The organism is Burkholderia anthina (assembly GCF_902498995.1).
Lineage (GTDB): Bacteria > Pseudomonadota > Gammaproteobacteria > Burkholderiales > Burkholderiaceae > Burkholderia > Burkholderia anthina.
In genome coordinates this window covers 41,222-68,134 of the sequence record NZ_CABVLY010000020.1, presented here as the reverse complement: position 1 = coordinate 68,134, position 26,913 = coordinate 41,222, and the positions used below count along the sequence as shown (strand labels likewise).

27 protein-coding genes are annotated in these 26,913 nt (G+C 67.7%); 19 read left to right on the top strand and 8 right to left on the bottom strand.

Annotation, left to right across the window (positions count from 1 at the left end; genetic code table 11):
* Nucleotides 1-31 precede the first annotated feature (31 nt).
* Nucleotides 32-1,255 (bottom strand): DUF5677 domain-containing protein, encoded by a 1,224-nt coding sequence (locus BME24068_RS23835; protein ID WP_203368165.1) that lies wholly within the window; start codon nt 1,253-1,255, stop codon nt 32-34.
* Nucleotides 1,256-1,882: 627 nt separating this feature from the next.
* On the opposite strand from BME24068_RS23835, the gene trmB reads away from it, so the two are divergent.
* Nucleotides 1,883-2,650, top strand: coding sequence for a tRNA (guanosine(46)-N7)-methyltransferase TrmB (trmB, locus tag BME24068_RS23830; RefSeq protein ID WP_096503491.1), 768 nt, complete (start codon nt 1,883-1,885; stop codon nt 2,648-2,650).
* A 114-nt stretch (nt 2,651-2,764) separates the two neighbouring features.
* On the opposite strand, the gene BME24068_RS23825 is transcribed toward trmB, so the two are convergent.
* From BME24068_RS23825 to BME24068_RS23815, 3 genes are all read right to left on the bottom strand, one after another.
* Complete coding sequence (locus BME24068_RS23825) at nt 2,765-3,595, bottom strand: undecaprenyl-diphosphate phosphatase (RefSeq protein ID WP_096503489.1); 831 nt, start codon at nt 3,593-3,595, stop codon at nt 2,765-2,767.
* A gap of 78 nt (nt 3,596-3,673) precedes the next feature.
* A complete protein-coding gene (locus tag BME24068_RS23820) occupies nt 3,674-4,255 on the bottom strand; it encodes a DUF1439 domain-containing protein (protein ID WP_096503487.1) in 582 nt (193 codons plus the stop codon).
* A gap of 159 nt (nt 4,256-4,414) precedes the next feature.
* Nucleotides 4,415-4,732, bottom strand: a complete 318-nt coding sequence (locus BME24068_RS23815) for a YkgJ family cysteine cluster protein (RefSeq protein WP_096503770.1) — start codon at nt 4,730-4,732, stop codon at nt 4,415-4,417.
* A 172-nt stretch (nt 4,733-4,904) separates the two neighbouring features.
* Here BME24068_RS23815 and hemN point away from each other — a divergent pair, with 172 nt between their 5' ends.
* From hemN to ureG, 16 genes are all read left to right on the top strand, one after another.
* Nucleotides 4,905-6,296: an oxygen-independent coproporphyrinogen III oxidase gene (gene hemN, locus BME24068_RS23810; RefSeq protein ID WP_174927606.1), complete on the top strand. Its 1,392-nt coding sequence runs from the start codon at nt 4,905-4,907 to the stop codon at nt 6,294-6,296.
* Nucleotides 6,297-6,368: 72 nt separating this feature from the next.
* Entirely contained in the window at nt 6,369-6,626 is a 258-nt protein-coding gene (locus tag BME24068_RS23805; RefSeq protein ID WP_096503483.1) for a hypothetical protein, read from the top strand.
* 104 nt (nt 6,627-6,730) lie between these two features.
* Complete coding sequence (locus BME24068_RS23800) at nt 6,731-7,387, top strand: protein-L-isoaspartate O-methyltransferase family protein (protein WP_096503481.1); 657 nt, start codon at nt 6,731-6,733, stop codon at nt 7,385-7,387.
* 11 nt (nt 7,388-7,398) lie between these two features.
* Complete coding sequence (locus tag BME24068_RS23795; protein ID WP_174927605.1) at nt 7,399-7,722, top strand: rhodanese-like domain-containing protein; 324 nt, start codon at nt 7,399-7,401, stop codon at nt 7,720-7,722.
* A gap of 443 nt (nt 7,723-8,165) precedes the next feature.
* Nucleotides 8,166-9,473: an urea ABC transporter substrate-binding protein gene (gene urtA, locus BME24068_RS23790; protein ID WP_174927604.1), complete on the top strand. Its 1,308-nt coding sequence runs from the start codon at nt 8,166-8,168 to the stop codon at nt 9,471-9,473.
* A gap of 144 nt (nt 9,474-9,617) precedes the next feature.
* Nucleotides 9,618-11,237: an urea ABC transporter permease subunit UrtB gene (urtB, locus tag BME24068_RS23785; RefSeq protein WP_174927603.1), complete on the top strand. Its 1,620-nt coding sequence runs from the start codon at nt 9,618-9,620 to the stop codon at nt 11,235-11,237.
* A 6-nt stretch (nt 11,238-11,243) separates the two neighbouring features.
* The gene (gene urtC, locus BME24068_RS23780) at nt 11,244-12,440 is read left to right on the top strand and encodes an urea ABC transporter permease subunit UrtC (RefSeq protein ID WP_096503473.1); all 1,197 of its coding nucleotides are present in this window, start codon (nt 11,244-11,246) and stop codon (nt 12,438-12,440) included.
* Nucleotides 12,437-13,297, top strand: coding sequence for an urea ABC transporter ATP-binding protein UrtD (gene urtD / locus BME24068_RS23775; protein ID WP_096503471.1), 861 nt, complete (start codon nt 12,437-12,439; stop codon nt 13,295-13,297). The genes urtC and urtD overlap by 4 nt, the downstream gene beginning before the upstream one ends.
* Before the next feature lie 4 nt (nt 13,298-13,301).
* Nucleotides 13,302-13,994, top strand: a complete 693-nt coding sequence (gene urtE / locus BME24068_RS23770; RefSeq protein WP_096503469.1) for an urea ABC transporter ATP-binding subunit UrtE — start codon at nt 13,302-13,304, stop codon at nt 13,992-13,994.
* Between the two features lie 172 nt (nt 13,995-14,166).
* Complete coding sequence (locus BME24068_RS23765; RefSeq protein ID WP_174927602.1) at nt 14,167-15,042, top strand: urease accessory protein UreD; 876 nt, start codon at nt 14,167-14,169, stop codon at nt 15,040-15,042.
* A gap of 237 nt (nt 15,043-15,279) precedes the next feature.
* Nucleotides 15,280-15,582, top strand: a complete 303-nt coding sequence (locus BME24068_RS23760; protein ID WP_096503465.1) for an urease subunit gamma — start codon at nt 15,280-15,282, stop codon at nt 15,580-15,582.
* Between the two features lie 13 nt (nt 15,583-15,595).
* Nucleotides 15,596-15,901: an urease subunit beta gene (locus BME24068_RS23755; protein ID WP_096503463.1), complete on the top strand. Its 306-nt coding sequence runs from the start codon at nt 15,596-15,598 to the stop codon at nt 15,899-15,901.
* A gap of 26 nt (nt 15,902-15,927) precedes the next feature.
* A complete protein-coding gene (gene ureC / locus BME24068_RS23750; protein ID WP_174927601.1) occupies nt 15,928-17,634 on the top strand; it encodes an urease subunit alpha in 1,707 nt (568 codons plus the stop codon).
* Between the two features lie 17 nt (nt 17,635-17,651).
* Complete coding sequence (gene ureE / locus BME24068_RS23745) at nt 17,652-18,266, top strand: urease accessory protein UreE (RefSeq protein WP_174927600.1); 615 nt, start codon at nt 17,652-17,654, stop codon at nt 18,264-18,266.
* Nucleotides 18,253-18,933, top strand: a complete 681-nt coding sequence (locus BME24068_RS23740; protein ID WP_174927599.1) for an urease accessory protein UreF — start codon at nt 18,253-18,255, stop codon at nt 18,931-18,933. Before ureE ends, BME24068_RS23740 begins: the two co-directional genes overlap by 14 nt.
* A gap of 14 nt (nt 18,934-18,947) precedes the next feature.
* Complete coding sequence (ureG, locus tag BME24068_RS23735) at nt 18,948-19,595, top strand: urease accessory protein UreG (RefSeq protein WP_096503455.1); 648 nt, start codon at nt 18,948-18,950, stop codon at nt 19,593-19,595.
* Nucleotides 19,596-19,654: 59 nt separating this feature from the next.
* Here ureG and waaA read toward each other — a convergent pair whose 3' ends face one another.
* The 4 genes from waaA to BME24068_RS23715 all read right to left on the bottom strand — a co-directional run bounded on the left by waaA (nt 19,655) and on the right by BME24068_RS23715 (nt 24,550).
* Nucleotides 19,655-21,010, bottom strand: coding sequence for a lipid IV(A) 3-deoxy-D-manno-octulosonic acid transferase (gene waaA, locus BME24068_RS23730; RefSeq protein ID WP_174927598.1), 1,356 nt, complete (start codon nt 21,008-21,010; stop codon nt 19,655-19,657).
* Between the two features lie 34 nt (nt 21,011-21,044).
* The gene (gene kdoO / locus BME24068_RS23725; protein ID WP_174927597.1) at nt 21,045-21,929 is read right to left on the bottom strand and encodes a Kdo hydroxylase KdoO; all 885 of its coding nucleotides are present in this window, start codon (nt 21,927-21,929) and stop codon (nt 21,045-21,047) included.
* A 43-nt stretch (nt 21,930-21,972) separates the two neighbouring features.
* Entirely contained in the window at nt 21,973-22,968 is a 996-nt protein-coding gene (gene waaC, locus BME24068_RS23720; RefSeq protein WP_174927596.1) for a lipopolysaccharide heptosyltransferase I, read from the bottom strand.
* 187 nt (nt 22,969-23,155) lie between these two features.
* Nucleotides 23,156-24,550 carry a phosphomannomutase/phosphoglucomutase gene (locus BME24068_RS23715; RefSeq protein ID WP_174927595.1) on the bottom strand — a complete coding sequence of 465 codons (1,395 nt, stop codon included), beginning with the start codon at nt 24,548-24,550 and terminating at the stop codon, nt 23,156-23,158.
* 245 nt (nt 24,551-24,795) lie between these two features.
* On the opposite strand from BME24068_RS23715, the gene BME24068_RS23710 reads away from it, so the two are divergent.
* Together BME24068_RS23710 and BME24068_RS23705 are read left to right on the top strand one after the other, a co-directional pair.
* Nucleotides 24,796-26,052, top strand: coding sequence for an oligosaccharide flippase family protein (locus BME24068_RS23710; RefSeq protein WP_174927594.1), 1,257 nt, complete (start codon nt 24,796-24,798; stop codon nt 26,050-26,052).
* Nucleotides 26,049-26,873, top strand: coding sequence for a glycosyltransferase (locus tag BME24068_RS23705; RefSeq protein WP_096503443.1), 825 nt, complete (start codon nt 26,049-26,051; stop codon nt 26,871-26,873). The genes BME24068_RS23710 and BME24068_RS23705 overlap by 4 nt, the downstream gene beginning before the upstream one ends.
* Nucleotides 26,874-26,913: the final 40 nt, after the last annotated feature.

The window sequence follows — 26,913 nt, the reverse complement described above, 5'->3', positions numbered from 1 at the left end:
GAAAAGGCGGTGCTCACTATCTGTCCATTCCCTACCCTTCGGCCGTCTTGAACAGCAGTTCCCGTGCCGAATAGTCAATGCGAAACGCATGCGCCCCAGCGAGCGCCTTTTCTAGAGCCTCACCCGTTGCGGGACCTCCGTTGAGTTTCACACTCCAGAAATACGGATCAAAATATTTCAGTTCGGCGCCATCCTGCTCAGAATCGTCACGCTCAAGTATCTCATCGCCAGTCGGTCGATATATGAAAGTCGTCTTGTAGGCCATCTCACCTGTTCTCTTGAAGCGCATGGCGAGCGTGTCCGAAGCCTCGTGAAGATGCTCTTCGCCAATAGCAAGTGCTGGAGGATTCGCCATCAATTCGGCAACATCTGGCTCCAAAGGCGGTGGTGGTGACTTGTAACCCGCAAACAGGTCATGAATGTTGTCCCTCGTCGCAACGAGAATTGTAGCCGTCATACTCAAACAAAGCGCCGAATACCCCTCCTCCGAAGGACTTGGGAGCCCGCGCCCCCGGTCGTCTCCAGCATGACCGATCCGATAAAATGACATGGGCAGTGCGTGGACATGACTCGAAAACAGCACATAGAGCCAGCGGAAGGTTTTCAGGTCAATCCCGGCACGCTCCGCGATAACTTCCATTGGCATAAGGTAGGCGGTCTGACCATGAAGCAGGCGCTTGTGGTGTTTCTTGTCGATGGTGGCTAAGAATGGATTTGCGAGTAAGCGTGATCGAAGTTCCTCCGCAGTCTCGCGCAAAGCTTCTACCTGTTGTGCATCTTCAAGCGCCTCGAACATGCGGATTCGCGATGTGCAATCGTGAAGGTTAAATAAATTCCAGCGAAACTGCCATTCGTCCTCGGGGCATTGATCCGCGCACAGATAATAGAAAGCGACACGCAGTTCGATGATTGTGCGAGCAATGCCAGTCATCGAGCTATAGTCCCAATGCTCGATCTTCTTCTCAGCCCAAGGCGTGTGCGGTGCGAGCATCAGAAGACTCACGCACTTGGTAATCATGAGCGTGAACAGAACTGACGCATAAAAATGTTGGCTGGTGGGCGACGAAATGCCCCCATAGGAACGAGAAACGAAGATGCACTCACGCACAATCTCGTCGAGCATCCGCAGGCGCTCGAGATACGACTCCGACGGCTCAGGGCCGAGTGCGCCCCGATCGATAATTTCGTCCAAATTCGGCGCACTAGGTTCTTCGGGCGTCTGATCATCCGCTTGCTGATGCGAATTGTCCGTCATTCTGTCATTCCCAATAGTGGCCATACCATCCACTCGGCTAGGTTCTTCGGCCGAATGATACGGGTATCAGACCCGATGAGCGAGCTAGGGAGCGCTTTCCAAACTCTCTCTCACAGTTCGGGATGCTCCCCGTGCCTGGCTCGCTTAGCGTCGCGAACGTCCATCCTCAGAACGCCGACGAGCGCACAAGCCGGGCCTCGCAAAAAAGTAGGAGGTCCTAGGGCTGCCGCGACCAACCCAAGGTATCGCGTCCTTCAATCGAGCCCACGGATCGTCAATCCTTATACGAAGTTGCGCATAGCCATCCCCGTGTCCATGTGGTTCGAGCACCGGTCCCGACGACCTCGACGCCCTAAAAGTTTGTCGAGCATGAATGCTCTGGTAAACTCCTACACTTGTATCCGACATGGGGTAGTGCTGCCCGCTCCATGTTCCTTATAAATCAAAGTGTTGCGGATGCGGCTGTAGGAGCCTTCGATTCCCATCGCCCGCTCCACTTTCTGCTGCACTGCAGCCTGCGCATGAGCCGCCTCGTCGAAGGCGGCTTTTTTGTACCATGTGCCGGTTCATCCGCCACACTGCTGCGCAACGGGGCCCTCGCCCGAACCCAGCCTTTCTCTGTCACCGATGATGCACGACGATCCGAACGAAGCCGGCCAGCCGCCGCACGATGCCGCCCTTCCCGACGAAGCCGCCGACGGCGCCGACGAAGTCAATCCGCTGCACCGCCGCCGCATCCGCAGCTTCGTGACGCGCGCCGGCCGCGTGTCGACCGGCCAGCGCCGCGCGCTCGACGATCTGGGCCCGCGCTTCGTGGTGCCGTACGCACCGGACATCCCGGACTGGGACGCCATATTCGGCCGCAGCGCACCGCGCATCCTGGAGATCGGCTTCGGGATGGGCGCATCGACCGCCGAAATCGCCGCACACCGCCCGGGCGACGACTTCCTCGGCGTCGAAGTGCACGAGCCGGGCGTCGGCGCGCTGCTGAAGCTGATCGGCGAGCAGGACCTGCCGAACATCCGCATCATCCAGCACGACGCCGTGGAAGTGCTCGAGCACATGCTCGCGCCCGAAAGCCTCGACGGCGTGCACATCTTCTTCCCCGATCCGTGGCACAAGGCGCGCCACCACAAGCGCCGGCTGATCCAGCCGCCGCTCGTCGCGCATCTCGCGTCGCGCCTGAAACCCGGCGCGTACCTGCATTGCGCGACCGACTGGCAGAACTACGCCGAACAGATGCTCGAAGTGCTCGGCGCCGATCCGTCGCTCGAAAACACGGCCGCCGACTACGCGCCGCGCCCCGACTACCGCCCCGTGACGAAGTTCGAACGACGCGGGCTGCGGCTCGGCCACGGCGTGTGGGATCTGGTGTTCCGCAAGCGCGCGAGCTGAATCCCGCCGCAGCGGCGCATCGCACGCGGCGCGCCGCGCCATGAAAAAACGGCCCGACCGGCATCTGCCGATCGGGCCGTTTTGCATGGGATACGCGCCCGCGTCACCCCGGCGTCACGCCCAGTTCAGCCACCCGCTATAGCCGACGAGCAGCACGAACAGGCCGAACGCGATCCGGTACCACGCGAACACCGTGAAATCGTGCGTCGCGACGTAGCGCAGCAGCCAGCGCACGCAGACGAACGCACTGACGAACGCCGCGACGAGCCCGAGCGCGAACAGGCCGATCGAGTCGACCGTGAACGCCTGCCAGTCCTTGACGGTTTCATAGAGCGTCGCGCCGAAGATGATCGGAATCGCGAGGAAGAACGAGAATTCGGTGGCGACGCGCCGGTCGAGGCCGAACAGCATCCCGCCGATGATCGTCGAGCCCGAGCGCGACATGCCGGGCACCAGCGCGAAGCATTGCGCGATGCCGACCTTCAGCGCATCGAGCGGCGTGAGCGCATCGATCGACTGCACGCGCGGCGGCTCGCTGCGCTCGCGCTGCCGCGCCTCGGCCCACAGGATGATCGCGCCGCCGACGACGAGCGCGAACGCGACCGGCACCGGCGAGAACAACACGGCCTTGATCTTCTTCTCCAGCAGCAGGCCGAGCGCGATCGCGGGAATCGTCGCGATCACGACGTTCAGCGTAAAGCGCCGCGCGTCGGGCCGGCCCGGCAGGCCGGACACGACCGATACGATCCGTTGCCGGTATTCCCAGCAGACGGCGAGGATCGCGCCGAACTGAATGACGACGTCGAAGGTTTTCGCGTGCGCGTCGTTGAAGTTCAGGAAGCTGCCGGCAACGATCAGGTGACCGGTACTCGATACCGGGAGGAATTCCGTCAGCCCCTCGACAACGCCGAGGATCAATGCCTTGCAGATCAGGATCCAGTCCATCCGTGGCCCAACTCCGAAGTGGTCGAAAGAAAGGGCCGCATTACCGCCGCGGCCCACCCGGCCGCGCGCGGTGCATCGTCACTTTTCGACGATCGCCACGCGTATGCCGTTTGTAAGAATCGTAATTGTACCGGGTTCGTAGTTCACACCGGCAAATTGCAGTTGTTCGGGCTTGAACGTGTAGATCGGATAGTTGGTCAGGACTTGCGTCGCGAGCAGGCCCGCGGCCGCGCCGACCTGTTGCGCATACATCTGCGCGTCGCCGTCGAGCACGAGGCTGTCGACGGCCGGCGCCTTCAGCACGACCGAGCGGCTCGGCGCGTCGTACGCGAGCTGGCCCGACACGGTGAACTTGCCGCTCACGGGTTCGCGCAGGAACGGGCTCGCGAAGTGTGCGTCGAGCTGCACGGCAACGCGGTTCTGGTCGGGCAGCAGGTTGACGGCCGGATTCACGAGCGACACGTCGACGACCTGCGCGACCGTCTTCTGGTACGGAAACTTGCGCGCGACGGCTTTCTGCACGTCGCCGCGCGAGAACGTGTAGTGATCGGGGATGAACGGGAACGTCGACGCGCAGGCGGCGAGCGATACCGACACGCCGATGGCGCCGGCGCAGACGGCGAGGAAACGGCGCCGGCCGGGCGTGCAAGGTGCGGTCATGCTGGAAATCTCCTGTGTCGGGCGGAGCGGCAGGCTGGCTATCGGCTCCGGCCCATGGCGGGGCAATGGACCCACGTTAGTGCGGCGGCGCGGGCTGGCGGTTCCATGCGCGCGCTGACGGCGTCCGACGCGGTGCCCGCACGGCGCGGCGGCGGCGCGCTACCGCGCCGGGCGGGCGCCCCCGGACGGCTGCGTCGCGACTTCGAGGCGCGTGAGCCACGCGAGCGCATCGTCGCGCGACGCACCGCACATCTCGGCGGACGGCTGCAGCCCGGAACAGCAGGCGGGCCGCTCGGGCCGGCCGAAGATCCGGCAGCGCAGGTCGTCGCCGAGCTGCACGCAGCGCACGCCGGCCGGCTTGCCGTCCGGCATGCCCGGAATCGGGCTGGAAATCGACGGGGCGATGCAGCACGCGCCGCACCCCTCGCGACACGCATGCGGCGGCGGGACATCGGCGGGCGCCGGGCGAACAGGCATTTCGACGGACACTCGGCTCTCTCGAACGAACAACAAAAAACGGTGCGGCAACCGGACGCGGGGTGCGGCAGCCCACTGCGCATTGTGCCACCGCCGGCTGCGACGTTATTACACAATGCAGGCCAAACGCGCGTTTATATACTCGAAAGCATCCAGAAAGCGCGAGACCACCATGAGTTCCGGTTCTGCCGACACGATGTTCCGTCCCGATCTGCTTGCGAAATACGGCGCAAACGGGCCACGCTATACGTCGTACCCCACCGCACTGCAGTTTCGCGACGATTTCGACCCGGCCGACTACGTGCGCGCCGCGAGCGATCCCGGTGCGTCGTCGAGCGAGCTGTCGCTGTACGTCCACATCCCGTTCTGCAACACGGCCTGTTTCTACTGCGGCTGCAACAAGATCGCGACGAACAACCGCCGCCGCGCACGCCCGTACCTCGACCAGTTGAAACGGGAAATGGCGTTGCAGGCCGCACTGTTCGACCCCGCCCGCCCGGTCACGCAGCTCCACTGGGGCGGCGGCACGCCAACCTTCCTGTCCGACGCCGAAACGGCCGAGCTGATGGCCGCCACCCGCGAACACTTCACGCTCGCGCCGGACGCCGACGCCGAGTTCTCCATCGAGATCGACCCGCGCACGGTCACGCCCGCGACGCTCGTCCACCTGCGCACGATCGGCTTCAACCGGCTGAGCCTCGGCGTGCAGGACTTCGATCCGGTCGTGCAGCAGGCGATCAACCGGATCCAGCCGCTCGCGATGACGGCCGACCTGTTGAGCGCCGCGCGCGCGACGGGCTTCCATTCGGTCAGCGTCGACCTGATCTACGGGCTGCCGCACCAGACGGTCGCCGTGTTCGCGCGCACGCTCGAGACGATCATCGAGCTCGCGCCGGACCGGCTGTCGGTGTTCGGCTACGCGCACATGCCGAACCTGTTCAAGATGCAGCGGCAGATCGACGACGCGGCGCTGCCGCCGCCCGCCACGCGCATCGCGCTGCTCGGCCTCGCGATCGACATGCTGACGTCGGCCGGCTACGTGTACATCGGGATGGACCACTTCGCACGGCCGTCCGACGAGCTGGTGCGCGCGCAGCGCAACGGCACGCTGCAGCGCAATTTCCAGGGCTACAGCACGCGGGCCGATACCGATCTCGTCGGCTTCGGCGTGTCGTCGATCGGCAAGGTCGGCGACGTCTACGCGCAGAACGCGAAGGACCTGCCGGCCTATGGCGCCGCGCTCGACGCGGGCCGGCTGCCGATCGCGCGCGGCGTGCGGCTCACGCCCGAGGACCGGCTGCGCCGCGACGTGATCACGCAGCTCATGTGCAACCTCGAACTGCCGTTCTCGCATATCGAGGCCGCGCACGGCATCCGCTTCGCCGATCACTTCGCGCGCGAGCTCGACGCGCTGCGCCCGTTCGAGCAGGACGCGCTGCTGACGATCGCCGCCGACCGCCTGACGATCCATCCGGCCGGCCGGATGGTCGTGCGCAATATCGCGATGGCGTTCGACGCGTATCTCGGCCAGACGCCGCAACAGCGCTATTCGCGCACCGTCTGACACCGCGCGGCCGCGGGCGGGTGGCGGGTTTGATACAGTTAGGGGCTCGACGCCCCAGCAAGAACCCGCCCCATGCGCACCACCAAAGCAACCAACGCAGTCGAACGCCTGAAAACCCGCTCCGGCAACCCGCAGTTCGCGGCCGTCGCGGTGGCCGGCGGCCTGTTCTACCTCGTCGACCGCTCCGGCGGCACCGCCGAGAAGCGCTGCGAGCCGCTGCCGCTCGATGCATTCGTCAAGTTCGTCGACGAATTCGGCCCCAAAAAACCGCGCAAGGCGAGCAAGCTGGATCTCGCATTCGAAGCGCAGATCAAGAAGAGCAAAGGGTAAAGGTCTGTTGCACGCGGCCGGCAGGCTTGGTCGCCGCCCCGTTTGGTACAATCACGAAGTTTCTCTATCCCCGCTGACGGCCGACCTGGCTGCGTGACCACACCATGAATATCGAAAACGCGCGTTTCAATATGATCGAACAACAGATCCGGCCGTGGGACGTGCTGGATCTCGACGTCCTGGGTCTGCTGTCGATCGTCAAGCGTGAAAAATATGTTTTGCCCGAGCATCGCGATCTCGCGTTCGCCGACCTCGAGCTGCCGCTGCCCGGCGGCCACGCGAAGATGCTGTTCCCGCGCGTCGAAGCGCGCGTGCTGCAGGAACTGGCGGTCAAGAAGCACGAGAACGTGCTCGTGATCGGCGCGGGCTCCGGCTACCTGAGCGCGCTGTTCGCGCACCGCGCACGGCACGTGACGGCGATCGAGATCGATCCGGCCATCGCGAAGTTCGCGGAAGAGAACCTGCGCAACGACGGCGTGACGAACGCGGAAGTCCTGCTCGGCGACGGGTCGCTCGGCTGGGCGGACAAGGCGCCGTACGACGTGATCTGTGTCGCCGGCGGCCTGCCGCTCGTGCCGCAGCAACTGCTCGAGCAGTTGAAGGTCGGCGGCCGCCTGTCGGCATTCGTCGGCGGCCGTCCGGTGATGAAGGCGCAGATCATCACGCGCATCGACGACAAGCAGTACCGTGTCGCCGACGTGTTCGAAACCTACGTCGACCACCTCGTGAACGCGATCGAACCGTCGCGCTTCAAGTTCTGAGCGGCGGCCCCATGCAGATCCTGACGCCCGCGATGCTCGCGGAATGGCTTCGCGATTCGGCACGTCCCGCGCCGATCGTGCTCGACGTGCGCGAGCCGTGGGAAATCTCGACCGCGCAGATCGCCGGCAGCATGTCGATCCCGATGCAGCAGATCCCCGCGCGCAGCGAGGAGCTCGACGACGAAGCGGAAATCGTCTGCGTGTGCCATCACGGGATGCGCAGCGCGCAAGTCGCGATGTTCCTCGAATCGCGCGGTTTCACGAAGCTGTACAACCTGCAAGGCGGGATCGACGCGTGGTCGCGCAACGTCGATCCGTCGGTGCCGCGCTACTGAGCGCCTGACCTTCCCGGCGGCGCATCGCGCGCCGCCACGTCGACCGGCACGCTGCCGCCGGCCGCACCGATCCGCCGAACGGGCGCGCATGGCGCGCCCGTTTCTGTTTTCGCCCTGCCCCACTCCCCGCCCCCCGCCCCCGTAGCATGCGATGACGATGTCGCGCGGTCCCGCTGCCCGCGACAGCCGCCACATCGTGCACGCCGTTCAGCCGGCGATGCCCGCGCTCGAACACGAACGCACGCCGTGCACCATTTGCGCCCGCACGCACCGCAACGGGTCGCGCATGCTGCACGACGCGTCATGCGCACCGCGCCGACGCCCCGCGCCCTCCCCGCACAGGCACGCCCGGCGTGCATCCGCGCGACTGGCACATGCCTTGCGTTACCCCGATGCAGGCGCCGTCGCGGCGCACGCCAATCCAACACGTCAAGGGGAACCCGATGAAACGTCGCAGTCTGTTGAAGTTCGGTTCGATGGCCGGTGCGCTCGCGCTGGCGGGCAAGAGCCCGTTCGCGCACGCGGCCGATGCGGGCACGGGCCCGATCAAGGTCGGCATCCTGCATTCGCTGTCGGGCACGATGGCGATCTCCGAAACGTCGTTGAAGGACACGGCGCTGATGACGATCGCCGACATCAACAAGAACGGCGGCGTGATGGGCCGCAAGCTCGAGCCGGTGGTCGTCGATCCCGCGTCGAACTGGCCGCTGTTCGCGGAGAAGGCGCGCCAGTTGCTCACGCAGGACAAGGTCGCGTGCGTGTTCGGCTGCTGGACGTCGGTGTCGCGCAAGTCGGTGTTGCCGGTGTTCGAGGAGCTGAACGGCCTGCTCTACTACCCGGTGCAGTACGAAGGCGAGGAAATGTCGCGCAACGTGTTCTACACGGGCGCCGCGCCGAACCAGCAGGCGATCCCGGCCGTCGAATACCTGATGAGCGCGGAAGGCGGCGGCGCGAAGCGCTTCTTCCTGCTCGGCACCGATTACGTATATCCGCGCACGACCAACAAGATCCTGCGCGCGTTCCTGAAATCGAAGGGCGTGAAGGACGCCGACATTCAGGAGGTCTACACGCCGTTCGGCCACAGCGATTACCAGACCATCGTCGCGAACATCAAGAACTTCGCGCAGGGCGGCAAGACGACCGTGGTGTCGACGATCAACGGCGATTCGAACGTGCCGTTCTACAAGGAGCTCGGCAACCAGGGGATCAAGGCGACCGACGTGCCGGTGGTCGCGTTCTCGGTCGGCGAGGAGGAACTGCGCGGGATCGACACGAAGCCGCTCGTCGGCCATCTCGCCGCGTGGAACTACTTCATGTCGGTGAAGAACCCGACCAACACGAAGTTCAAGGACCAGTTCGCCGCGTGGGTGAAGACGAACAACCTGCCGGGCGGCGCGAAGCGCGTGACCAACGATCCGATGGAGGCGACCTATGTGGGCATCCACATGTGGAAGCAGGCCGTCGAGAAGGCGAAGAGCACTGATGTCGACAAGGTGCGCGTCGCGATGATCGGCCAGACGGTCGCCGCGCCGTCGGGCTTCACGCTCGCGATGGACGGCAACCATCACCTGCACAAGCCGGTGATGATCGGCGAGATCCGCGGCGACGGACAGTTCAACGTCGTGTGGAAGACGAAGACCGTGGTCCGCGCGCAGCCGTGGAGCCCGTTCATCGCGGGCAACCAGGGCAAGCCGGACATCGTCAGCTCGATTCCGGCGTTCCTGCGCCGGCAGCGCGCCGCGCTGGCCTGATGCGATGCGAAGCGAAGCGCTGCACTTCGGTGCGGCGTTTCGCTTGCACATACGTGCGCGACCGCCGGCACTCACGGTAACGAACCGCGCTCGCGCACGCACTGCCACATGAATTCGCTTTCCTACGCCCGACAGGATCTCCCGATGCCTACACGCTTTCGCCGCGCCGCCGTCGCGGTCGTCGCCTGTGCCGCGCTGGCGGGCATGCTGCCGCGCGCCGCATTCGCGCTGACGGCCGCCGATACCGCCGCACTCGCCGGCGACGACTTCGACGCGAAAGCGGCCGCAGTCGATCGGCTCGCGACCGATGCCGATCCGCGCGCCGTCGCGCTGCTCAATGCGCTGTCGACCGGCGATGCGCTCGCGACCGGCGACGGCCACCTGCTGATCCAGACCGGCGACACCGCGCACGATGCGCTCACGCAGGCCGCGACGCCGGCCGGCGACGCGCAGCCGGTGATGCTGAACAACCTGCTGCGCACGAAGATCGCCGGCGCGCTGTCGGGTCTCGCGCTCGCGTCGCCCGATGTCGCCGCGCGTCGCGACGCGATCGACGCGCTGCTGAAGTCGCCCGACCCGGCGCTCAAGCCGATGATCGACCGCGCACGCGCCAGGGAAACCGATCCCGCGCTGAAGCGCCGCCTCGACGCACTGTGGGCGATCGCCGCGCTGCACGACGCCGATCCGGCGAAGCGCCTCGAAGCCGTGCAGGTGGTGGCCGCGCGCCACGATCTCGACATGATCGAGCAGTTGCGCCCGCTCGTCGCGAAGAACGCCGACGGCAGCTACGCGGAGCCCGACGCGCAGGTGCGCAACGCCGCGCAGCAAGGGCTCGATGCATTGCACACGCTGCAGCGCCGCGGCGAGATCGCGGGCACCGTGTTCGCCGGTTTGTCGCTCGGCAGCGTGCTGCTGCTCGCGGCGCTCGGCCTTGCGATCACGTACGGGCTGATCGGCGTGATCAACATGGCGCACGGCGAATTCCTGATGATCGGTGCGTACGCAACCTATGTCGTGCAGACGCTGATCCAGCGCTATGCGCCGGCCGCGTTCGACTGGTATCCGCTCGTCGCGGTGCCCGCGTCGTTCGCGGCGGCCGCACTGGTCGGCATCGTGCTCGAACGGCTCGTGCTGCGGCACCTGTACGGTCGCCCGCTCGAAACGCTGCTCGCGACCTTCGGCGTGAGCCTGATCCTGATCCAGGCGACCCGCATGCTGTTCGGCGCGCAGAACGTGCAGGTCGTGAACCCGTCGTGGATGAGCGGCGGCGTGACCGTGATGCAGAACCTGATCCTGCCGTACAACCGGCTCGCCATCCTCGCGTTCGCGCTCGCGGTGGTCTTCGTCGCGTGGGCCGTGCTGACGAAGACGCGGCTCGGCCTGTTCGTGCGCGCGGTCACGCAGAACCGCCGGATGGCGGCGTGCGTCGGCGTGAAGACGGCGCGCGTCGATGCGTATGCGTTCGCGTTCGGCGCGGGCATCGCGGGCCTCGGCGGCTGCGCGCTGTCGCAGATCGGCAACGTGGGGCCCGACCTCGGGCAGAACTACATCATCGATTCGTTCATGGCGGTCGTGCTCGGCGGCGTCGGCCAGATCGCCGGCACCGTGCTCGGCGGCTTCGGGCTCGGCCTCGTCAGCAAGGCGATCGAGCCGTTCTGGGGCGCGGTGCTCGCGAAGATCGCGGTGCTCGTGATGATCGTGCTGTTCATCCAGAAACGTCCGCAGGGCATGTTCGCCCCGAAGGGACGCAGCGCGGAGGCCTGACCTGACATGACTTCACCTTCAATCACCGATTCGTTGTCGAACCCGGTTGCCGACGCGCCGAAGCCTGCCGCGGCCGCCGCGCGCGCGGGCGAACGCTTCGCGCTCGGCCTGCCGCCCCGCCCCGCACTGCTGTCGCGCCGCGCATGGCTCGCGCTCGTCGCGCTGTGCGTCGCGATCGGCATCGGCGTGCCGCTCGCCGCGCTGGTCGCACCGGAGTCGAGCGCGTTCCATCTGTCCGCGTACGCGATGACGCTCGCCGGCAAGCTGATGTGCTACGCGATCGCCGCGCTCGCGCTCGATCTCGTGTGGGGCTACTGCGGGATCCTGAGCCTCGGCCACGGGCTGTTCTTCGCGCTCGGCGGCTATGCGATCGGCATGTACCTGATGCGCGAGATCGGCCGCGACGGCAAGTACGGCAGCGACCTGCCCGACTTCATGGTGTTCCTCGACTGGCACCAGTTGCCGTGGTACTGGAGCGGCACGCAGCATCTCGCCTGGGCGCTCGCGCTGGTCGTGCTCGTGCCGGCCGTGCTCGCGTGGGTGTTCGGCTTCTTCACGTTCCGCTCGCGCGTGAAGGGCGTATACCTGTCGATCATCACGCAGGCGCTGACGTTCGCCGCGATGCTGCTGTTCTTTCGCAACGAAACGGGCTTCGGCGGCAACAACGGCTTCACCGACTTCAAGCGCATCGCCGGGTTTCCGATCACGTCGCCCGGCACGCGCACGGTGCTGTTGCTGCTGACCTTCGCGACGCTCGTGCTCGCGTTCCTCGTCGCGCGCGCGATCGTCGCCAGCAAGCTCGGGCGCGTGGTCACCGCGGTGCGCGACGGCGAGACGCGGCTGATGTTCCTCGGCTACAGCCCGCTCGCGTACAAGCTGTTCGTGTGGACGCTGTCGGCCGTGCTGTGCGGGATCGCGGGCGCGCTGTACGTGCCGCAGGTCGGCATCATCAATCCCGGCGAGATGTCGCCCGGCAACTCGATCGAAATGGCGATCTGGGTCGCGGTGGGCGGGCGCGGCACGCTGATCGGGCCGATCGTCGGCGCGTTCGCGGTGAACGGCGCGAAGAGCTTCTTCACCGCGTACTTCGCCGAATACTGGCTGTTCTTTCTCGGCCTGATCTTCGTGCTGGTGCCGCTCCTGCTGCCGCGCGGCATCATGGGCCTCGTCGACACGCTACTCGCAAAGGGGAAACGCGGATGAACGGCACGGCGCTCTACCAGTTCACGCCACCACCGCCCGACGACGACGGGCTGACCGTCAGCGGCACCGCGTCGATGGGCCGCGTCGTGCCGCCCGGCATCGACACGTCGCACGGCACGATCCTCTATCTTGAGGACATCGAAGTGAGCTTCGACGGCTTTCGCGCGCTGAAGAAGCTGTCGCTCGAGATCGACGCGGGCGAGCTGCGCTGCGTGATCGGCCCGAACGGCGCGGGCAAGACGACGATGATGGACGTGATCACCGGCAAAACGCGTCCCGACGCGGGCAAGGTATTTCTCGGCCAGACGCTCGACCTCGCGCGGATGAACGAGCCGGAAATCGCGCGGGCGGGGATCGGCCGCAAGTTCCAGAAGCCGACCGTGTTCGAACAGCATCCGGTGTGGGAAAACCTCGAACTGGCGATGCAGACCGACAAGGGCTGGCTCGCGTCGTTGCGCGCGCGGCTCGACCGCGATGCGCAGGCGAAGATCGAGGAGACGCTCGCGCTGATCGGCCTCGAAAGCGACGCGTATCGCGCGGCCGGCGAGCTGTCGCACGGGCAGAAGCAGCGGCTCGAGATCGGCATGCTGCTGATGCAGCGCCCGGCGCTCCTGCTGCTCGACGAACCGGCCGCCGGGATGACCGACCACGAGACGATGGAACTCGCCGCGCTGCTGAACACGCTGCGCGGCACCTGCTCGATGATGGTCGTCGAGCACGACATGGACTTCGTCGCGGCGCTCGCGGGCGACACGGGCCGCGTGACGGTGATGGCCGAAGGCGCGGTGCTCGCGCAAGGCACGCTCGATCAGGTCAAGCGCGACGACGCGGTGATCGAGTCTTACCTCGGACGATGATGCGATGCTGAAGATCGATGCACTGAACCAGTACTACGGCGGCAGCCATATCCTGCGCAACGTGACGCTGGCCGCCGACGACGGCAAGCTCACCGTGCTGCTCGGCCGCAACGGCGTCGGCAAGAGCACGCTGCTGCGCTGCCTGATGGGCGTCGTCGCCGCGAAAAGCGGCAGCGTGTCGTGGCGCGGCACGGCGCTCGGCGCGCTGCCGCCGTATGCGCGCGTCGCCGCCGGGCTCGCGTACGTGCCGCAGGGCCGCGACATCTTTCCGCGTCTCACCGTCGAGGAGAACCTGCTCGTCGGCGCGGCAAGCCGCCGCGCGCCGTCGAAGGTGCCCGACCGCATTTACGACCTGTTCCCGGTGCTGAAGGACATGCGCGCCCGGCGCGGCGGCGACCTGTCGGGCGGTCAGCAGCAACAGCTCGCGATCGGTCGCGCGCTGATGAGCGAGCCGCAACTGCTGATCCTCGACGAGCCGACCGAGGGCATCCAGCCGTCGATCATCCAGGACATCGGCCGCACGCTGCGCCAGCTCGTCGACGAATCGAAGATGACCGTGCTGCTCGTCGAGCAGTATTACGACTTCGCGCGCTCGATCGCGGATCGCTACTGGGTGATGAGCCGCGGCGAGATCGTCGCGGGCGGCGATGCGCGGGACATGGAGACGAACGGCGTGCGCGAGCTGATCGCCGTGTAGCGACGCAGACGGCGCGCGACGGTGCCGGGCGGCAACGGCCCGGCAAGCGTCGGCGCTGCCGCCAGTCGTCCACGCCGCGTTCAGCCACGCGAAAGCTGAATCGTATAGTGTTGCGGTTGCATCCACGTCCACCGCGCCCGCGCCTGCTCCTCCGTCCTCCCGCTTCCCGCCGATGTCCGCACCCGACTCCCACGCCTCGCTGTCCCGCCCCGCCATCGCCAAGTCGTGGCACGGCCGCCTGGAACTCGGCTTCGAACGGCACGGCGCGCGCACGACGCTCGCGCATCGGCTGCACGACGGCCCGCTGCGCGTGCAGCGGCCGCTGTATCCGGAAGGCGATGCGATCTGCCACGCGGTGATCCTCCATCCGCCGGGCGGCGTCGCGGGCGGCGACCGGCTCGACGTCGACATCGCGCTCGGCGACGGCACGCACGCGGTGCTGACGACACCCGGCGCGACCAAGTGGTACAAGTCGAACGGCCTCGACGCGACCCAGCGCATCGGCATCGCGCTCGGCGCGCACGCAAAGCTCGACTGGCTGCCGCAGAACAACCTGTTCTTCGACGCGGCACATGCCGCGCTCGACTTCACGGTGACGCTCGGCGCGGGCGCGAGCGCGATCGGCTGGGACGCGACGCAACTCGGCCGGCAGGCGGCCGGCGAAGCGTGGTCGGCGGGCCGCATCGCGTCCACGTCGGCACTCGTCGACGCCGACGGCCGGCCGTTGTGGACCGAGCGCGCGCTGCTCGACGCGCGCGATCCGCTGCGCGGCGCGCTGCAGGGCCTCGCCGGCTTCCCCGCCTACGGCACGCTGTGGGCGGCCGGCGCCACGTGCGACGCCGCGCTCGCCGAAGCACTCGCCGCGCAACTGCCGTTCGACGACACGCTGCGCGCGGGCGCAACCTGCGTGGCGCCCGGCGTCGTGCTGGTGCGCGCGCTGTCGACGTCGATGGAAGCGCTGCAGCGCCTCTTCACCGACTGCTGGCTGCACCTGCGGCCGATCGTGCACGGCGTCGACGCACGGCCGCTGCGAATCTGGCAAACCTGAGCGCGCCATACACGGCGCGCACCATTTCGGCGCAGCGCGGCGCCGGCGCTGCATGCGCTTCATGCATCGCGCACCACCAACGGGCATGGCCGTGCGCGCCGACGACATGGCACATACCTTGCTGCTTACATAACGGATACACGACGCACGAAAAACGGCGCGGTGCTACGATGACCCGCGCATTCGCCGGAACCCTGCGCACCGATAAAAATTACGTTTTCCTGAACGATTGCCTTCATGAAACTGACTCCCCGAGAAAAGGACAAGCTGCTGATCTTCACGGCGGCCCTTTTGGCCGAGCGCCGCCGTGCGCGCGGACTGAAGCTCAACTATCCGGAAGCGGTCGCGTTCATCACCGCCGCACTGATGGAAGCGGCGCGCGACGGCAAGACCGTCGCCGAGGTGATGCACTACGGCACGACGCTGCTCACGCGCGACGACGTGATGGAAGGCATCCCCGAGATGATCCCCGACATCCAGGTCGAGGCGACCTTCCCCGACGGCACGAAGCTCGTCACCGTCCACCACCCGATTCCGTGACCGAGGCCCGCGCATGATCCCCGGCGAAATCCTCACCGACGACGGCGAACACGAACTGAACGCGGGCCGCGCCACGCTCTCGCTCGTCGTCGCGAACACCGGCGACCGCCCCGTGCAGGTCGGCTCGCATTACCACTTCTTCGAAGTCAACGACGCGCTGTCGTTCGACCGGGCGGCCGCGCGCGGCTTCCGGCTCAACATCGCGGCCGGCACGGCCGTGCGCTTCGAGCCGGGCCAGACGCGCACCGTCGAGCTCGTCGCGCTGGCCGGCGAGCGCGTCGTCTACGGTTTTCAGGGCAAGGTGATGGGGCCGCTGTAAGCGCCCCGCTCTTCAGGAACAGCAACATGACACTACGCTTGAGCCGCCGCGCGTACGCGGAAATGTTCGGGCCGACGACGGGCGACCGCGTCCGGCTCGCCGATACCGAGCTGCTGATCGAGATCGAACGCGACTACACGATCTACGGCGAGGAAGTGAAGTTCGGCGGCGGGAAGGTGATCCGCGACGGGATGGGCCAGTCGCAGCGCGTGGCCGCCGACGTGCCCGACACGGTCGTCACGAACGCGGTGATCCTCGATCACTGGGGCATCGTGAAGGCCGACATCGCGATCAAGCACGGCCGCATCGCCGCGATCGGCAAGGCCGGCAATCCCGACATCCAGCCCGGCGTGACGATCGCGATCGGCGCGGCGACGGAAGTGATCGCCGGCGAAGGTCTGATCGTCACCGCCGGTGGCATCGACACCCACATCCACTTCATCAGCCCGCAGCAGATCGACGAGGCGCTCGCGTCGGGCGTCACGACGATGCTCGGCGGCGGCACGGGGCCGGCCACCGGCACCAATGCAACGACCTGCACGCCGGGCCCGTGGCACATGGAGCGGATGCTGCAGGCGGCCGACGGCTGGCCGATCAACCTCGGCTTTCTCGGCAAGGGCAACGCGAGCCTGCCGCAGCCGCTCGTCGAGCAGATCGCCGCCGGCGCGATCGGCCTGAAGCTGCACGAGGACTGGGGCACGACGCCCGCCGCGATCGACAACTGCCTGTCGGTCGCCGACGACACCGACACGCAGGTCGCGATCCACACCGACACGCTGAACGAAGCCGGCTTCGTCGAATCGACGGTCGCCGCGTTCAAGGGCCGCACGATCCACACGTATCACACCGAAGGCGCGGGCGGCGGCCATGCGCCCGACATCCTGAAGGTGTGCGGCGAGGCGAACGTGCTGCCGTCGTCGACCAACCCGACGCGTCCGTACACGATCAACACGCTCGAGGAACATCTCGACATGCTGATGGTGTGCCACCACCTCGATCCGTCGATCGCCGAGGATCTCGCGTTCGCCGAATCGCGGATCCGCCGCGAGACGATCGCGGCCGAGGACATCCTGCACGACCTCGGCGCGCTGTCGATGCTGTCGTCGGACTCGCAGGCAATGGGCCGCGTCGGCGAGGTGATCATCCGCACGTGGCAGACCGCGCACAAGATGAAAGTGCAGCGCGGCGCGCTGCCCGAGGACGGCGCACGCAACGACAACTTCCGCGCGAAGCGCTACGTCGCGAAGTACACGATCAACCCGGCGATCACGCACGGGATCGCGCACGAAGTCGGCTCGATCGAACCCGGCAAGTGGGCCGACCTCGTGCTGTGGGAGCCGGCGTTCTTCGGGATCAAGCCGTCGATGATCCTGAAGGGCGGGATGATCGCGGTCGCGCAGATGGGCGACCCGAACGGGTCGATCCCGACGCCGCAGCCGGTGCACTACCGCGAGATGTTCGCCACGCGCGGCGGTGCGCTCGCGCGCACGTCGCTGACCTTCGTGTCGCAAATGGCCGCCGACGCGGGCATCGCCGAACGCTACGGGCTCGCGAAGCGCGTCGTGCCGGTGCGCAACTGCCGCAACGTGACGAAGGCCGACATGATCCACAACGCATGGCGTCCGTCGATCAGCGTCGATCCCGAAACCTACGACGTGATCGCCGACGGGCAGTTGCTCACCTGCGAGCCCGCGTCGGTGCTGCCGATGGCGCAGCGCTATTTCCTGTTCTGATTGCCGGTTCTCGTTCCATGCGCACCCTCGACAAACGCATTGCCCCGAACGTGAAGCTCGCCGCGTCGCTCGTCGCGCGCGCGCCGACCCTCACGCTCGCCTATGACGCCCGCTGCAAGAGCCGCCTCGCGGCGACGCTCGACACCGGCGAGGACGTCGCGGTCCTGCTGCCGCGCGGCACCGTGCTGCGCGACGGCGACGTGCTGGTCGCCGACGACGGCGCGCTCGTGCGCGTCGCCGCCGCCCCCGAAACGGTGCTGCGCGTACGTGCGGCCGATCCGCTCACGCTGATGCGCGCCGCGTACCACCTCGGCAACCGCCATACGCCGGTCGAGATCGGCGACGGTTACCTGAAGCTCGAAGCCGACCCGGTGCTCGCGGACATGCTGCGCCGGCTCGGCACGCAGGTCGAAGAGACGCGCGCGCCGTTCCAGCCGGAAGCCGGCGCGTACGGCGGCGGTCACAAGCACGGGCACGATGCGACGTTCGCCGAAGACTATGCGCTCGCGCAGCAGGTATTCGGCGAGCACCACGACCACTCGCACTCGCACGATCACGATCACGATCACGATCACGATCATCAGCATGGTCCGGGCTGCGCGCACGGCCACCACGGCCATGACCACCACTGAGCTCGTCGCGCTGCTGCATCTCGCGTCGCCCGCGTTGCCGATCGGCGCGTTCAGCTATTCGCAGGGACTCGAAGCCGCGCTCGACGCGAACCTGATCCGCGATGCCGACTCCGCGCGCGACTGGATCGCGAGCGGGCTGACCGACGTGCTCGCGCACGGGGAGCTGCCGTTCCTCGCGCACCAGCTCGCACGCTGGCACGCGCACGACGCCGATGCGCTGGCACGCGAGAACGCGTGGTTCGTCGCGAGCCGCGAATCGGCCGAGCTGCGCCGCGAGACCGAACAGATGGGCTGGTCGCTCGCGCAGCTCTGCGCGTCGCTCGAATGGGGCGATGCCGCGCGCCGCGCGACGCTCGCGTCGCTGTCGCCGATCGCGCTGCCGACCGCATTCGCCTATGCAGCCGCCGCGCACGACGCCGGCGCCGACGCGACGCTCGCCGCGTACGCGTTCGGCTGGGTCGAAAACCAGACGTCGGCCGCGCTGAAGGCTGTGCCGCTCGGCCAGCTCGCGGGCCAGCGCATCATCGTCGCGCTGCGCGGCACGATCGACGCGGCCGTGCGCCGCGCGCTCGCCACGCCGCCCGACGCGATCAACACCTTTGCGCCGCAGCTCGGCATCCTGTCCGCGCGACACGAAACCCAGTATTCGCGGTTGTTCCGCTCCTGAATCCGATACCCGCCATGAACGCATTCGCTCCCTCCTCCGCCCGCCGCACCAAGAAACTGCCGCCGCTGCGCGTCGGCATCGGCGGCCCGGTCGGCTCCGGCAAGACCACGCTGCTCGAAATGCTGTGCAAGGCGATGCGCGAGCGGTACGACCTCGTCGCGATCACGAACGACATCTATACGAAGGAAGACCAGCGCCTGCTGACGGTCGCGGGTGCGCTGCCCGAGGCGCGCATCATGGGCGTCGAGACGGGCGGCTGCCCGCACACGGCGATCCGCGAGGATGCGTCGATCAATCTCGAAGCCGTCGACCGGATGCTGTCGCGCTTTCCCGATGCCGACATCGTGTTCATCGAATCGGGCGGCGACAATCTCGCGGCGACCTTCAGCCCCGAGCTGTCGGACCTGACGATCTACGTGATCGACGTCGCGGGCGGCGAGAAGATTCCGCGCAAGGGCGGCCCCGGCATCACGAAGTCCGACCTGCTCGTGATCAACAAGACCGACCTCGCGCCGCTCGTCGGCGCGAACCTCGACGTGATGGCGTCCGACACGAAGAAGATGCGCGGCGAGCGCCCTTACGTGATGACGAACCTGAAGGCGCTCGACGGCGTCGCGGACGTCGTCGCGTTCATCGAAAGGAAGGGATTGCTGACGGTCTGAGCGGCAAGGCGGCACACGCGGCCGCCTCGCCTGCTCCGGCGGCATTGCGCCGCCTGCGTCTAGTCGTCGGACGCGTCCTGCGCGCCATCTGTCACGCGCGCGCCGCGCTCGACCGGCGGCAGCAGCGCCGCGAGCACGTCGACCGAACGCGCCGTCGCGCCGCGATGGCGCGACGCGAACGCCGCGCCGGCCGCGCCCATCGCGATGCGTCGCGCATGGTCGGCAAACAGCGCGTCGAGCACGTGCGCGAGATCGAGCGGATCTGCGACCTGCATCGCCGCGCCGGCCGCGACCGCATCGGCGCTCGCCTGCGTGAAGTTGAACATGTGCGGCCCGATCAACACCGGCACGCCGACCGCGCACGCTTCGATCAGGTTCTGCCCGCCGAGCGGCAGCAGGCTGCCGCCGATGAACGCGATGTCGGCCGCCGCGTAGTACGCGCCGAGCTCGCCCATCGAATCGCCGAGCAGCACCGTCACGTCGGCCGGCAGCGGTTCGGCCGCCGGGCGGCCGGCGGCAAGCGCGGCCGCATCGGCGGCCCACGCGGAGCGCCGCACGCACTTGAGCCCGCCGCGCTCGACCAGCGCCTCGACTTCGGCGAAACGCTGCGGATGACGCGGCACCAGAATCAGCAACGCGCCGGGCGTACGCATCGCGGCGAACGCCTGCAGCACCAGCGCTTCCTCGTTCTCGCGCGTGCTGGCCGCGACCCACACGGGCCGCGCGCCGATCGCATCGCGCCACGCGTGGCCGCGCGCCGCCAGCTCCGGCGGCGTCGTCATGTCGAACTTCAGGTTGCCGAGCACCGTCACGTTGCGCGCGCCGAGCGACGACAGCCGCTCCGCGTCGGCCGGGCTCTGCGCGAGCACGCGCGCGAAACCGCCGAACACGTCGCGCGCCGCCGTGCCGAACTTCGCCGCGCGCCGGAACGAACGCGCGGACATCCGCGCATTGGTCAGCACGAGCGGCACGTCCGCGCGGCGGCACTCGTCGATCAGCGTCGGCCATACCTCGGTTTCCATCACGAGGCCGAGCGTCGGCCGCCACGCGCGCAGGAAACGCCGCACCGCGCCGGGCATGTCGTACGGCAGGTAGCAGCGCAGCACGCGACCGCCGAAGATCTGTTCGCCGGTGGCGCGCCCGCTCGGCGTCATGTGCGTGAGCAGGATGCGTGCATCGGGACGCGCGCGCATCAGCGCATCGATCAGCGGCTGCGCGGCGCGCGTCTCGCCGACCGACACCGCATGCACCCACACCAGCGGCGCGCGATCGTCCGGCGAGCGGCCCGCGACGTGGCCGAAGCGCTCGCCGACATGCTCGCGATAGCCGCGCTCCTTGCGCGAACGTACGAAAAGCCGGATGACGGCGACCGGCGCGACGAGCCACCACAGCGCGCGATAGATCGCCCTCAGCATGCGCGGGCTCCGGCGCGGCGAATGCGGTGCGCGCTCAAACCAGCGCCCTGCCCTGCAGGCGTTCGAGAATGCCGAGCGGTGCGCATTCGCGGCGCACCATCGCGTCGACCGGCAGGAAGAAGGTTTGCTCGAGCATGAACTGGCCGGACATCACAGCGTGCGAAGTCTGATCCGAGAAACATATCCACACGCTGCCCGGCGGAAACGGCATCGTCTGCTGCGGGCAGGTTTTCTGGTAGTCGAGATCGGCCTTCATCCCGTCGTGCAGGTTCAGCATCAGGTGGTCGTATGCGCTGCGCGGCGACTTCGTCACGTGCAGCAGGTTCAGCAGCCACGCCGCGCCCGGCAACTGCGGCCGGATCTTCGGCAGGAAGCGCTTCGCGACGTCCTCGAACGGTTCGCCGACGCGCCACACGCGCGGCTGGCCGGCCGGGTTCACGTTGGTGAACACGCGCAGGATCCGCTCGCCGTAGTTCGGCCGCGACGGGAACGCGTCGACGTGCAGCCGGCTGTCGTCCTTGCGCCAGGACGTCTGGCGCGTCTCGACCTGCATCAGCCGCAGGCTCGTCGGCGCGACGCGCAGCTTGCCGCGGTATTCGGGAAAGAGGCCGTCGACGAGCGTGCCCGCCTGATGCTGGAAACGCGCGACGAGCGCGCGCACGGCCGACTGCGTGACGCTGTCGCCGAGCACGCCGGCGAGCGCGCCGCCGTTCGGCGCGAGGCTGATGTTCTTGCGTTTCGGATCGGCGAGCACCGGATCGAGCAGCGCTTCCTCGCCGCCTTCGATCGCGAAGCGCAGGTGCGGGAAATACAGCACCTTGCCTTCCTCGACCGCGGCCAGCAACTGCTCGCGCGGCGCCGACAGGTTGTGTCCGCTCCAGTCGGCGGACGGGACTTCGATGATCTGGGATTCGCTCATGGTCGATTCGCGTGCGTGACAGACAAGGCAGGCATGACGGGCATTACAGCAGGCCGAAGCCCGCGAGCGCCGCCTTCACCTGCGCGATCGACGGCGGCTGCCCCGCCGTGCCGAGATTGACGACGTTCGGCGACCAGTAGCCGCCGGTACGCCAGGCCGTCGAGAAATTGTACAGTTCGACCGTCGGACGCTTCAGCGCGGCCGCGATATGAACCAGACCTGTATCAACCCCCACCGTCGCGGCCGCACCGTCGATCAGCCCGACCACGGCCGGCAGCGACAGCTTCGGCGGCACGATCGCCGCCTCGCCGAACGCCTGAGCGAGCCGCTCGCTGGTCGCGCGCTCCGCGTCGTTGCCCCACGGCAGCACGAGCGACGCGCCGCGCCGCACGAGCGCCTGGCCGAGCTCGATCCACGCGGCGTCCGGCCATTGCTTGTCGGCGCGCGACGTCGCGTGCACGAACACCACGTACGGCACCGGCAGGTTCAGCCCGAGCGCCGCGACCGCGAGCGCGGCCGCACGCGTGTCGAGGCCGAAGTCGACCGGGTCGGCCGGCGTCGGCGCCGGGTCGCCCAGCGCGGCCGCGACGAGCTCGCGCGAACGCTCGACCACGTGCGTGCGCGGCGCGATCGGCACGCGCTTGCGATAGAAGAAGCGCACGGGCCACTCGTAGCCCGCGCCGTCGGTGCGGTTGCCGAGGCCGGCGAGCGGGCCGTGCGCCCAGCTCGCGACCCAGGCCGTCTTGATGAGGCCCTGGCAATCGATCACGAGGTCGTACTGCTCGGCCGCGAGGCGCTTGCGGAACGCGCGGATCTCGCGCCACGTCGCGCCCGACAACGGCTTCTTGCGCCAGCGACGCAGCGAGAACGGCAGCACTTCACGCACGCCGTCGACGAGCCGCACGAGGTCGACGAAACTCTCCTCGACGAGCCAGTCGATCTGCGCGTCGGGGTGGCGTCGCCGGATATCGGCGATCACCGGCATGTTGTGCACGACGTCGCCCAGCGACGACACGCGCACGATCAGGATCTTTTGCACGCTGAAAAAACGCCGGCGGACAGCCGGCGACAGGCATAAAGACGCGATTTTATCGCGCCCGGTGAACCACACAGACAAAAAGCGGCGCACGCAGTACGCGCGCGCCGCTTTTTCGGGAATGGCGCGACGAATCGCCCGGCCGTCGGCCCGGGCGTCGCGCCAGCCGCGGCCCGCAGGCCGCGCGCACTCAGAACGGCAGCTTGACGTCCGGCTTCGCGGCCGTCAGCACGCGGCGGAAGTCCGCCTGGATGCGCTCGAGCCCTTCGCGCGTCTCCGCTTCGAAACGCATCACGACCACCGGCGTCGTGTTCGACGAACGCGCGAGGCCGAAGCCGTCCGGATACTCGACACGCAGCCCGTCGATCGTCACGACTTCGTCGGCGCCGTCGAACTTCGCTTCCTTCTGCAGTTTCTCGATCAGGCGGAAGTTCTCGCCTTCGTCGAGCCACAGCTGCAGTTCGGGCGTGCTCATCGCATCCGGCAGCCCGTTGAGCAGCGCGCTCGGATCGGCCGTCTTCGTGAGGATCTCCAGCAGGCGCGCGCCCGTGTAGAGGCCGTCGTCGAAGCCGTACCAGCGATCCTTGAAGAACACGTGGCCGCTCATCTCGCCCGCGAGCGGCGCCCCCGTCTCGCGCAGCTTCGCCTTCACCAGCGAGTGGCCCGTCTTCCACATCAGCGGCTCGCCGCCCTTCGCCTTCACCCATTTCGCGAGATTGCGCGTGCACTTCACGTCGTAGATGATCTGCGCGCCCGGGTTGCGCGACAGCACTTCCTCGGCGAACAGCATCAGTTGACGATCCGGATAGATGATCTGGCCGTCCTTCGTGACGACGCCCAGGCGGTCGCCGTCGCCGTCGAACGCGAAGCCGAGCTCGGCGTCGGTGTCCTTCAGCGCCTGGATCACGTCCTGCAGGTTTTCCGGATGGGCGGGATCGGGGTGGTGGTTCGGGAACGTGCCGTCGATGTCGGTGAAGCGCTCGACGAGCGTGCAGCCCAGCGCCTTGAACAGGCGCGTGGCGAGCGGGCCCGCGACGCCGTTGCCGGCGTCGACGACGAGCTTGATCGGGCGCGCGAGCTTCACGTCGCCGACGATGCGCTCGAGGTACTGGTCGGCGACGTCGAACGCTTCGTACGAGCCGCTGCCCGTCTCGAAGCGCGCGTCGACGATGCGGCGGTACAGCGCCTGGATCTGCTCGCCGTAGATTGCCGCGCCGCGCAGCACCATCTTGAAGCCGTTGTAGTCGGGCGGGTTGTGGCTGCCCGTGACGACGATGCACGAATCGACGCGGCGCTCGCCATCCTTCAGCGCGAGCGGCACGCTCGCCGCGAAATAGCCGACCGGCGTGGGCACCATGCCGACGTCGACGACGTCGACGCCGGCCGCACGCAGGCCGTCGGCGAGTGCGCCGACGAGCTCGGGCCCCGACAGGCGGCCGTCGCGCGCGACGACGACCGCGTCGCCGCCCTGGGCACGCACTTCGCTGCCGAAGGCCCGGCCGATCCCGCGCGCCGTGTCGGCGTCGAGCGTCTTGCCGACCACACCGCGAATGTCATATGCCTTGAAGATGGATTGGGAGATCATCGATTCTCTCTCGGTTGCGTGCATGAAAAGTAATCTGGCCGCCTCGTGCGTGTGCCCGGCATGATACATGCGGGCTCCGCGCAACGAGGAACGGGACGGCGGGAGCGGCCCCGTTCCAACTTATAATTGCGGGTTTTGATGACGCGCATTGCGCCCATTTTAATGCCTAGCCGTTCCGCCGCTGCCGCCAATCTGCCGTCCCCGGGCGCCTTCCCGGCTGCTTCGCACGCGTGCGGCTGTCCCGCATGCTGAAACGATTCGGCAACCCGGACGTCGCGAAGGCCGTCGCGAACCTCGTCTGGCTGGGGCTCGAACGGCTGACGCAGATCGGCGTCGCGATCGCGATCAGCGGCCTTCTGGCCCGTTATTTCGGGCCGGACGTGTTCGGCAAATGGCAGTATGCGAATACGCTTCTCCTCGTACTGGCGCCGCTCACCTGGGTGTGCGGCGCCGAAATCCTGGTTCCGACCATCGTCCAGCGTCCGCCGGCCCAGCTCGGCGCGGTGCTCGGCAGCGCGTTCGCGCTGCGGATCGGCGTGTCCGCCGTCGCGCTGGTCGCGACCTGGATCGCGATCGGCGCGGGCGCGTTCGATCCGCTCGTCGGCGCGATGCTCGCCGGCCTCGCGGTCACGATGGTGTTTCGCGAGCCGTTCGTCGGCGTGATCAACGCGTGGCTGCAGAGCATGACCTACAGCAAGCCGCAGCTCGTGACCAGCATGGTCACGGCGCTGGCGAAGGCGCTGCTCGTGTGGCTGCTGGTGCGCGCGGCCGCCGGCCCGGCCCGCTTCGCGTGGCTGTGGGCGCTGGAGGCCGCCGCGATCGGCTTCGCGCTGCTGCTCTACTACCGCCATCGTAACGGCGGCACGCTCGGCTGGACGTTCGACAAACCGCTGTTCAGGCACTTTGCGACCGCCGGCACCGTGTTCTGGCTCGGCCTGATCTGCATGTACCTGTTCCTGAAGCTCGACCGCCTGATGCTCGAGCGCCACGTGTCGTTCGCCGACCTCGGCCGCTACGCGGCGGCCCAGCAGCTCAACGAGAACTGGATCACGCTCGCGCTGATGCTCGCGCAGACCATCGCACCGGCGTTCGTGTACCGCGTGCAGGACGTCGCGCGGCTGCGCCGCAACATCGTCCGGCTGATCGCGATGACCGCCGCGCTGATGACGGCCGGCGCACTGGTGCTGGACGCGGCCGCCCCGCTCATCGTCGGCAAGGTGTTCGGCCACGGCTACGAGGCGTCGGTCGACATCTTCCGCTGGGCCGTCTGGCTGTCCGTGCCGGCCGGCATCGAGGCGATAGGCAATCTTATCGTTCTCAAATATCAAGCAAAATTCGTGTTGCTGGCGAAATGGGTGCTCGCGCTCGCGATCGCCGCGCTCGTCAACGTGTTCGCCATCCCCCGGCTCGGCCTGTACGGCGCGCTCGTCGGGCTCGCGGCCGGCTATGTCGCGGCCGCCACCGTTAATTTTTATTACATTCGTTTCAAGCTGCGCCCATGACGTCTCCCGATTGCCCGCTCCCGCTCGACGACGTGGCCGTGCTGATGCCGGCCTACAACGGGCACGACGACGTCGCCCGGACCCTCGCGTCGTTTCGCGAGGACGCGCCGGTTCACGTGCTGATCGTCGACGACGGCAGCACGCCGCCGATCGTCGCGCCGGCGCTGCCCGGCCTCGAGATCGAGGTGCTGCGCATGCCGCGCAACGGCGGCATCGAGCGCGCGCTCCAGGCCGGCATCGACGCGCTCGCCGCGCGCGGTTTCCGCTATGCGGCCCGGATCGACGCGGGCGATCTCGCCGCGCCGCAGCGCCTCGCGAAGCAGCGTGCGTATCTCGACGCCCACCCGCGCGTGGCCTGCGTCGGCATGTGGACCCAGGTCGTGTCGCGCGCCGGCGAGCCGCGCTTCATGCTGACGCCGCCCGCCGATCCGCGCGCGCTGCGCCGCACGCGCTTCCTGCGCTCGCCGCTCGTCCATCCGTCGGTCATGCTGCGCATCGATGCCGTGCGCGAAGTCGGCAACTATCGCGCGAAGTACCGCGCGGCCGAGGATCTCGATCTTTTTTTACGGTTAATGCAACGCTACGATTGCGCGAACCTGCCGGAGCTCGGCCTTTACTACGAGCTCAACGAGGGCGGGATCAGCGCGACCAAGCGCCGCCGCCAGCTGATGTCGACCCTGTCGCTGCTGCTGCGCCACTTCAACGCGCTGAACCCGTACGACTGGGCCGGCCTCGCCAAGAACCTGCTGCATTTCGTGACGCCGTACCGGACGCTGCAGCGGATCAAGCAGGCGCTGTTCGCCGCGCGGCCGTCCGCCTAGCCGACAAGCCGGCATTTTCGACGCTTTATTTTTCCTTTTT

Coding starts and splice junctions, on each gene's coding strand:
- BME24068_RS23835 (WP_203368165.1), bottom strand. CDS start 1,255: ATGACGGACAATTCGCATCAGCAAGCGGATGATCAGACGCCCGAAGAA.
- trmB (WP_096503491.1), top strand. CDS start 1,883: ATGATGCACGACGATCCGAACGAAGCCGGCCAGCCGCCGCACGATGCC.
- BME24068_RS23825 (WP_096503489.1), bottom strand. CDS start 3,595: ATGGACTGGATCCTGATCTGCAAGGCATTGATCCTCGGCGTTGTCGAG.
- BME24068_RS23820 (WP_096503487.1), bottom strand. CDS start 4,255: ATGACCGCACCTTGCACGCCCGGCCGGCGCCGTTTCCTCGCCGTCTGC.
- BME24068_RS23815 (WP_096503770.1), bottom strand. CDS start 4,732: ATGCCTGTTCGCCCGGCGCCCGCCGATGTCCCGCCGCCGCATGCGTGT.
- hemN (WP_174927606.1), top strand. CDS start 4,905: ATGAGTTCCGGTTCTGCCGACACGATGTTCCGTCCCGATCTGCTTGCG.
- BME24068_RS23805 (WP_096503483.1), top strand. CDS start 6,369: ATGCGCACCACCAAAGCAACCAACGCAGTCGAACGCCTGAAAACCCGC.
- BME24068_RS23800 (WP_096503481.1), top strand. CDS start 6,731: ATGAATATCGAAAACGCGCGTTTCAATATGATCGAACAACAGATCCGG.
- BME24068_RS23795 (WP_174927605.1), top strand. CDS start 7,399: ATGCAGATCCTGACGCCCGCGATGCTCGCGGAATGGCTTCGCGATTCG.
- urtA (WP_174927604.1), top strand. CDS start 8,166: ATGAAACGTCGCAGTCTGTTGAAGTTCGGTTCGATGGCCGGTGCGCTC.
- urtB (WP_174927603.1), top strand. CDS start 9,618: ATGCCTACACGCTTTCGCCGCGCCGCCGTCGCGGTCGTCGCCTGTGCC.
- urtC (WP_096503473.1), top strand. CDS start 11,244: ATGACTTCACCTTCAATCACCGATTCGTTGTCGAACCCGGTTGCCGAC.
- urtD (WP_096503471.1), top strand. CDS start 12,437: ATGAACGGCACGGCGCTCTACCAGTTCACGCCACCACCGCCCGACGAC.
- urtE (WP_096503469.1), top strand. CDS start 13,302: ATGCTGAAGATCGATGCACTGAACCAGTACTACGGCGGCAGCCATATC.
- BME24068_RS23765 (WP_174927602.1), top strand. CDS start 14,167: ATGTCCGCACCCGACTCCCACGCCTCGCTGTCCCGCCCCGCCATCGCC.
- BME24068_RS23760 (WP_096503465.1), top strand. CDS start 15,280: ATGAAACTGACTCCCCGAGAAAAGGACAAGCTGCTGATCTTCACGGCG.
- BME24068_RS23755 (WP_096503463.1), top strand. CDS start 15,596: ATGATCCCCGGCGAAATCCTCACCGACGACGGCGAACACGAACTGAAC.
- ureC (WP_174927601.1), top strand. CDS start 15,928: ATGACACTACGCTTGAGCCGCCGCGCGTACGCGGAAATGTTCGGGCCG.
- ureE (WP_174927600.1), top strand. CDS start 17,652: ATGCGCACCCTCGACAAACGCATTGCCCCGAACGTGAAGCTCGCCGCG.
- BME24068_RS23740 (WP_174927599.1), top strand. CDS start 18,253: ATGACCACCACTGAGCTCGTCGCGCTGCTGCATCTCGCGTCGCCCGCG.
- ureG (WP_096503455.1), top strand. CDS start 18,948: ATGAACGCATTCGCTCCCTCCTCCGCCCGCCGCACCAAGAAACTGCCG.
- waaA (WP_174927598.1), bottom strand. CDS start 21,010: ATGCTGAGGGCGATCTATCGCGCGCTGTGGTGGCTCGTCGCGCCGGTC.
- kdoO (WP_174927597.1), bottom strand. CDS start 21,929: ATGAGCGAATCCCAGATCATCGAAGTCCCGTCCGCCGACTGGAGCGGA.
- BME24068_RS23715 (WP_174927595.1), bottom strand. CDS start 24,550: ATGATCTCCCAATCCATCTTCAAGGCATATGACATTCGCGGTGTGGTC.
- BME24068_RS23710 (WP_174927594.1), top strand. CDS start 24,796: ATGCTGAAACGATTCGGCAACCCGGACGTCGCGAAGGCCGTCGCGAAC.
- BME24068_RS23705 (WP_096503443.1), top strand. CDS start 26,049: ATGACGTCTCCCGATTGCCCGCTCCCGCTCGACGACGTGGCCGTGCTG.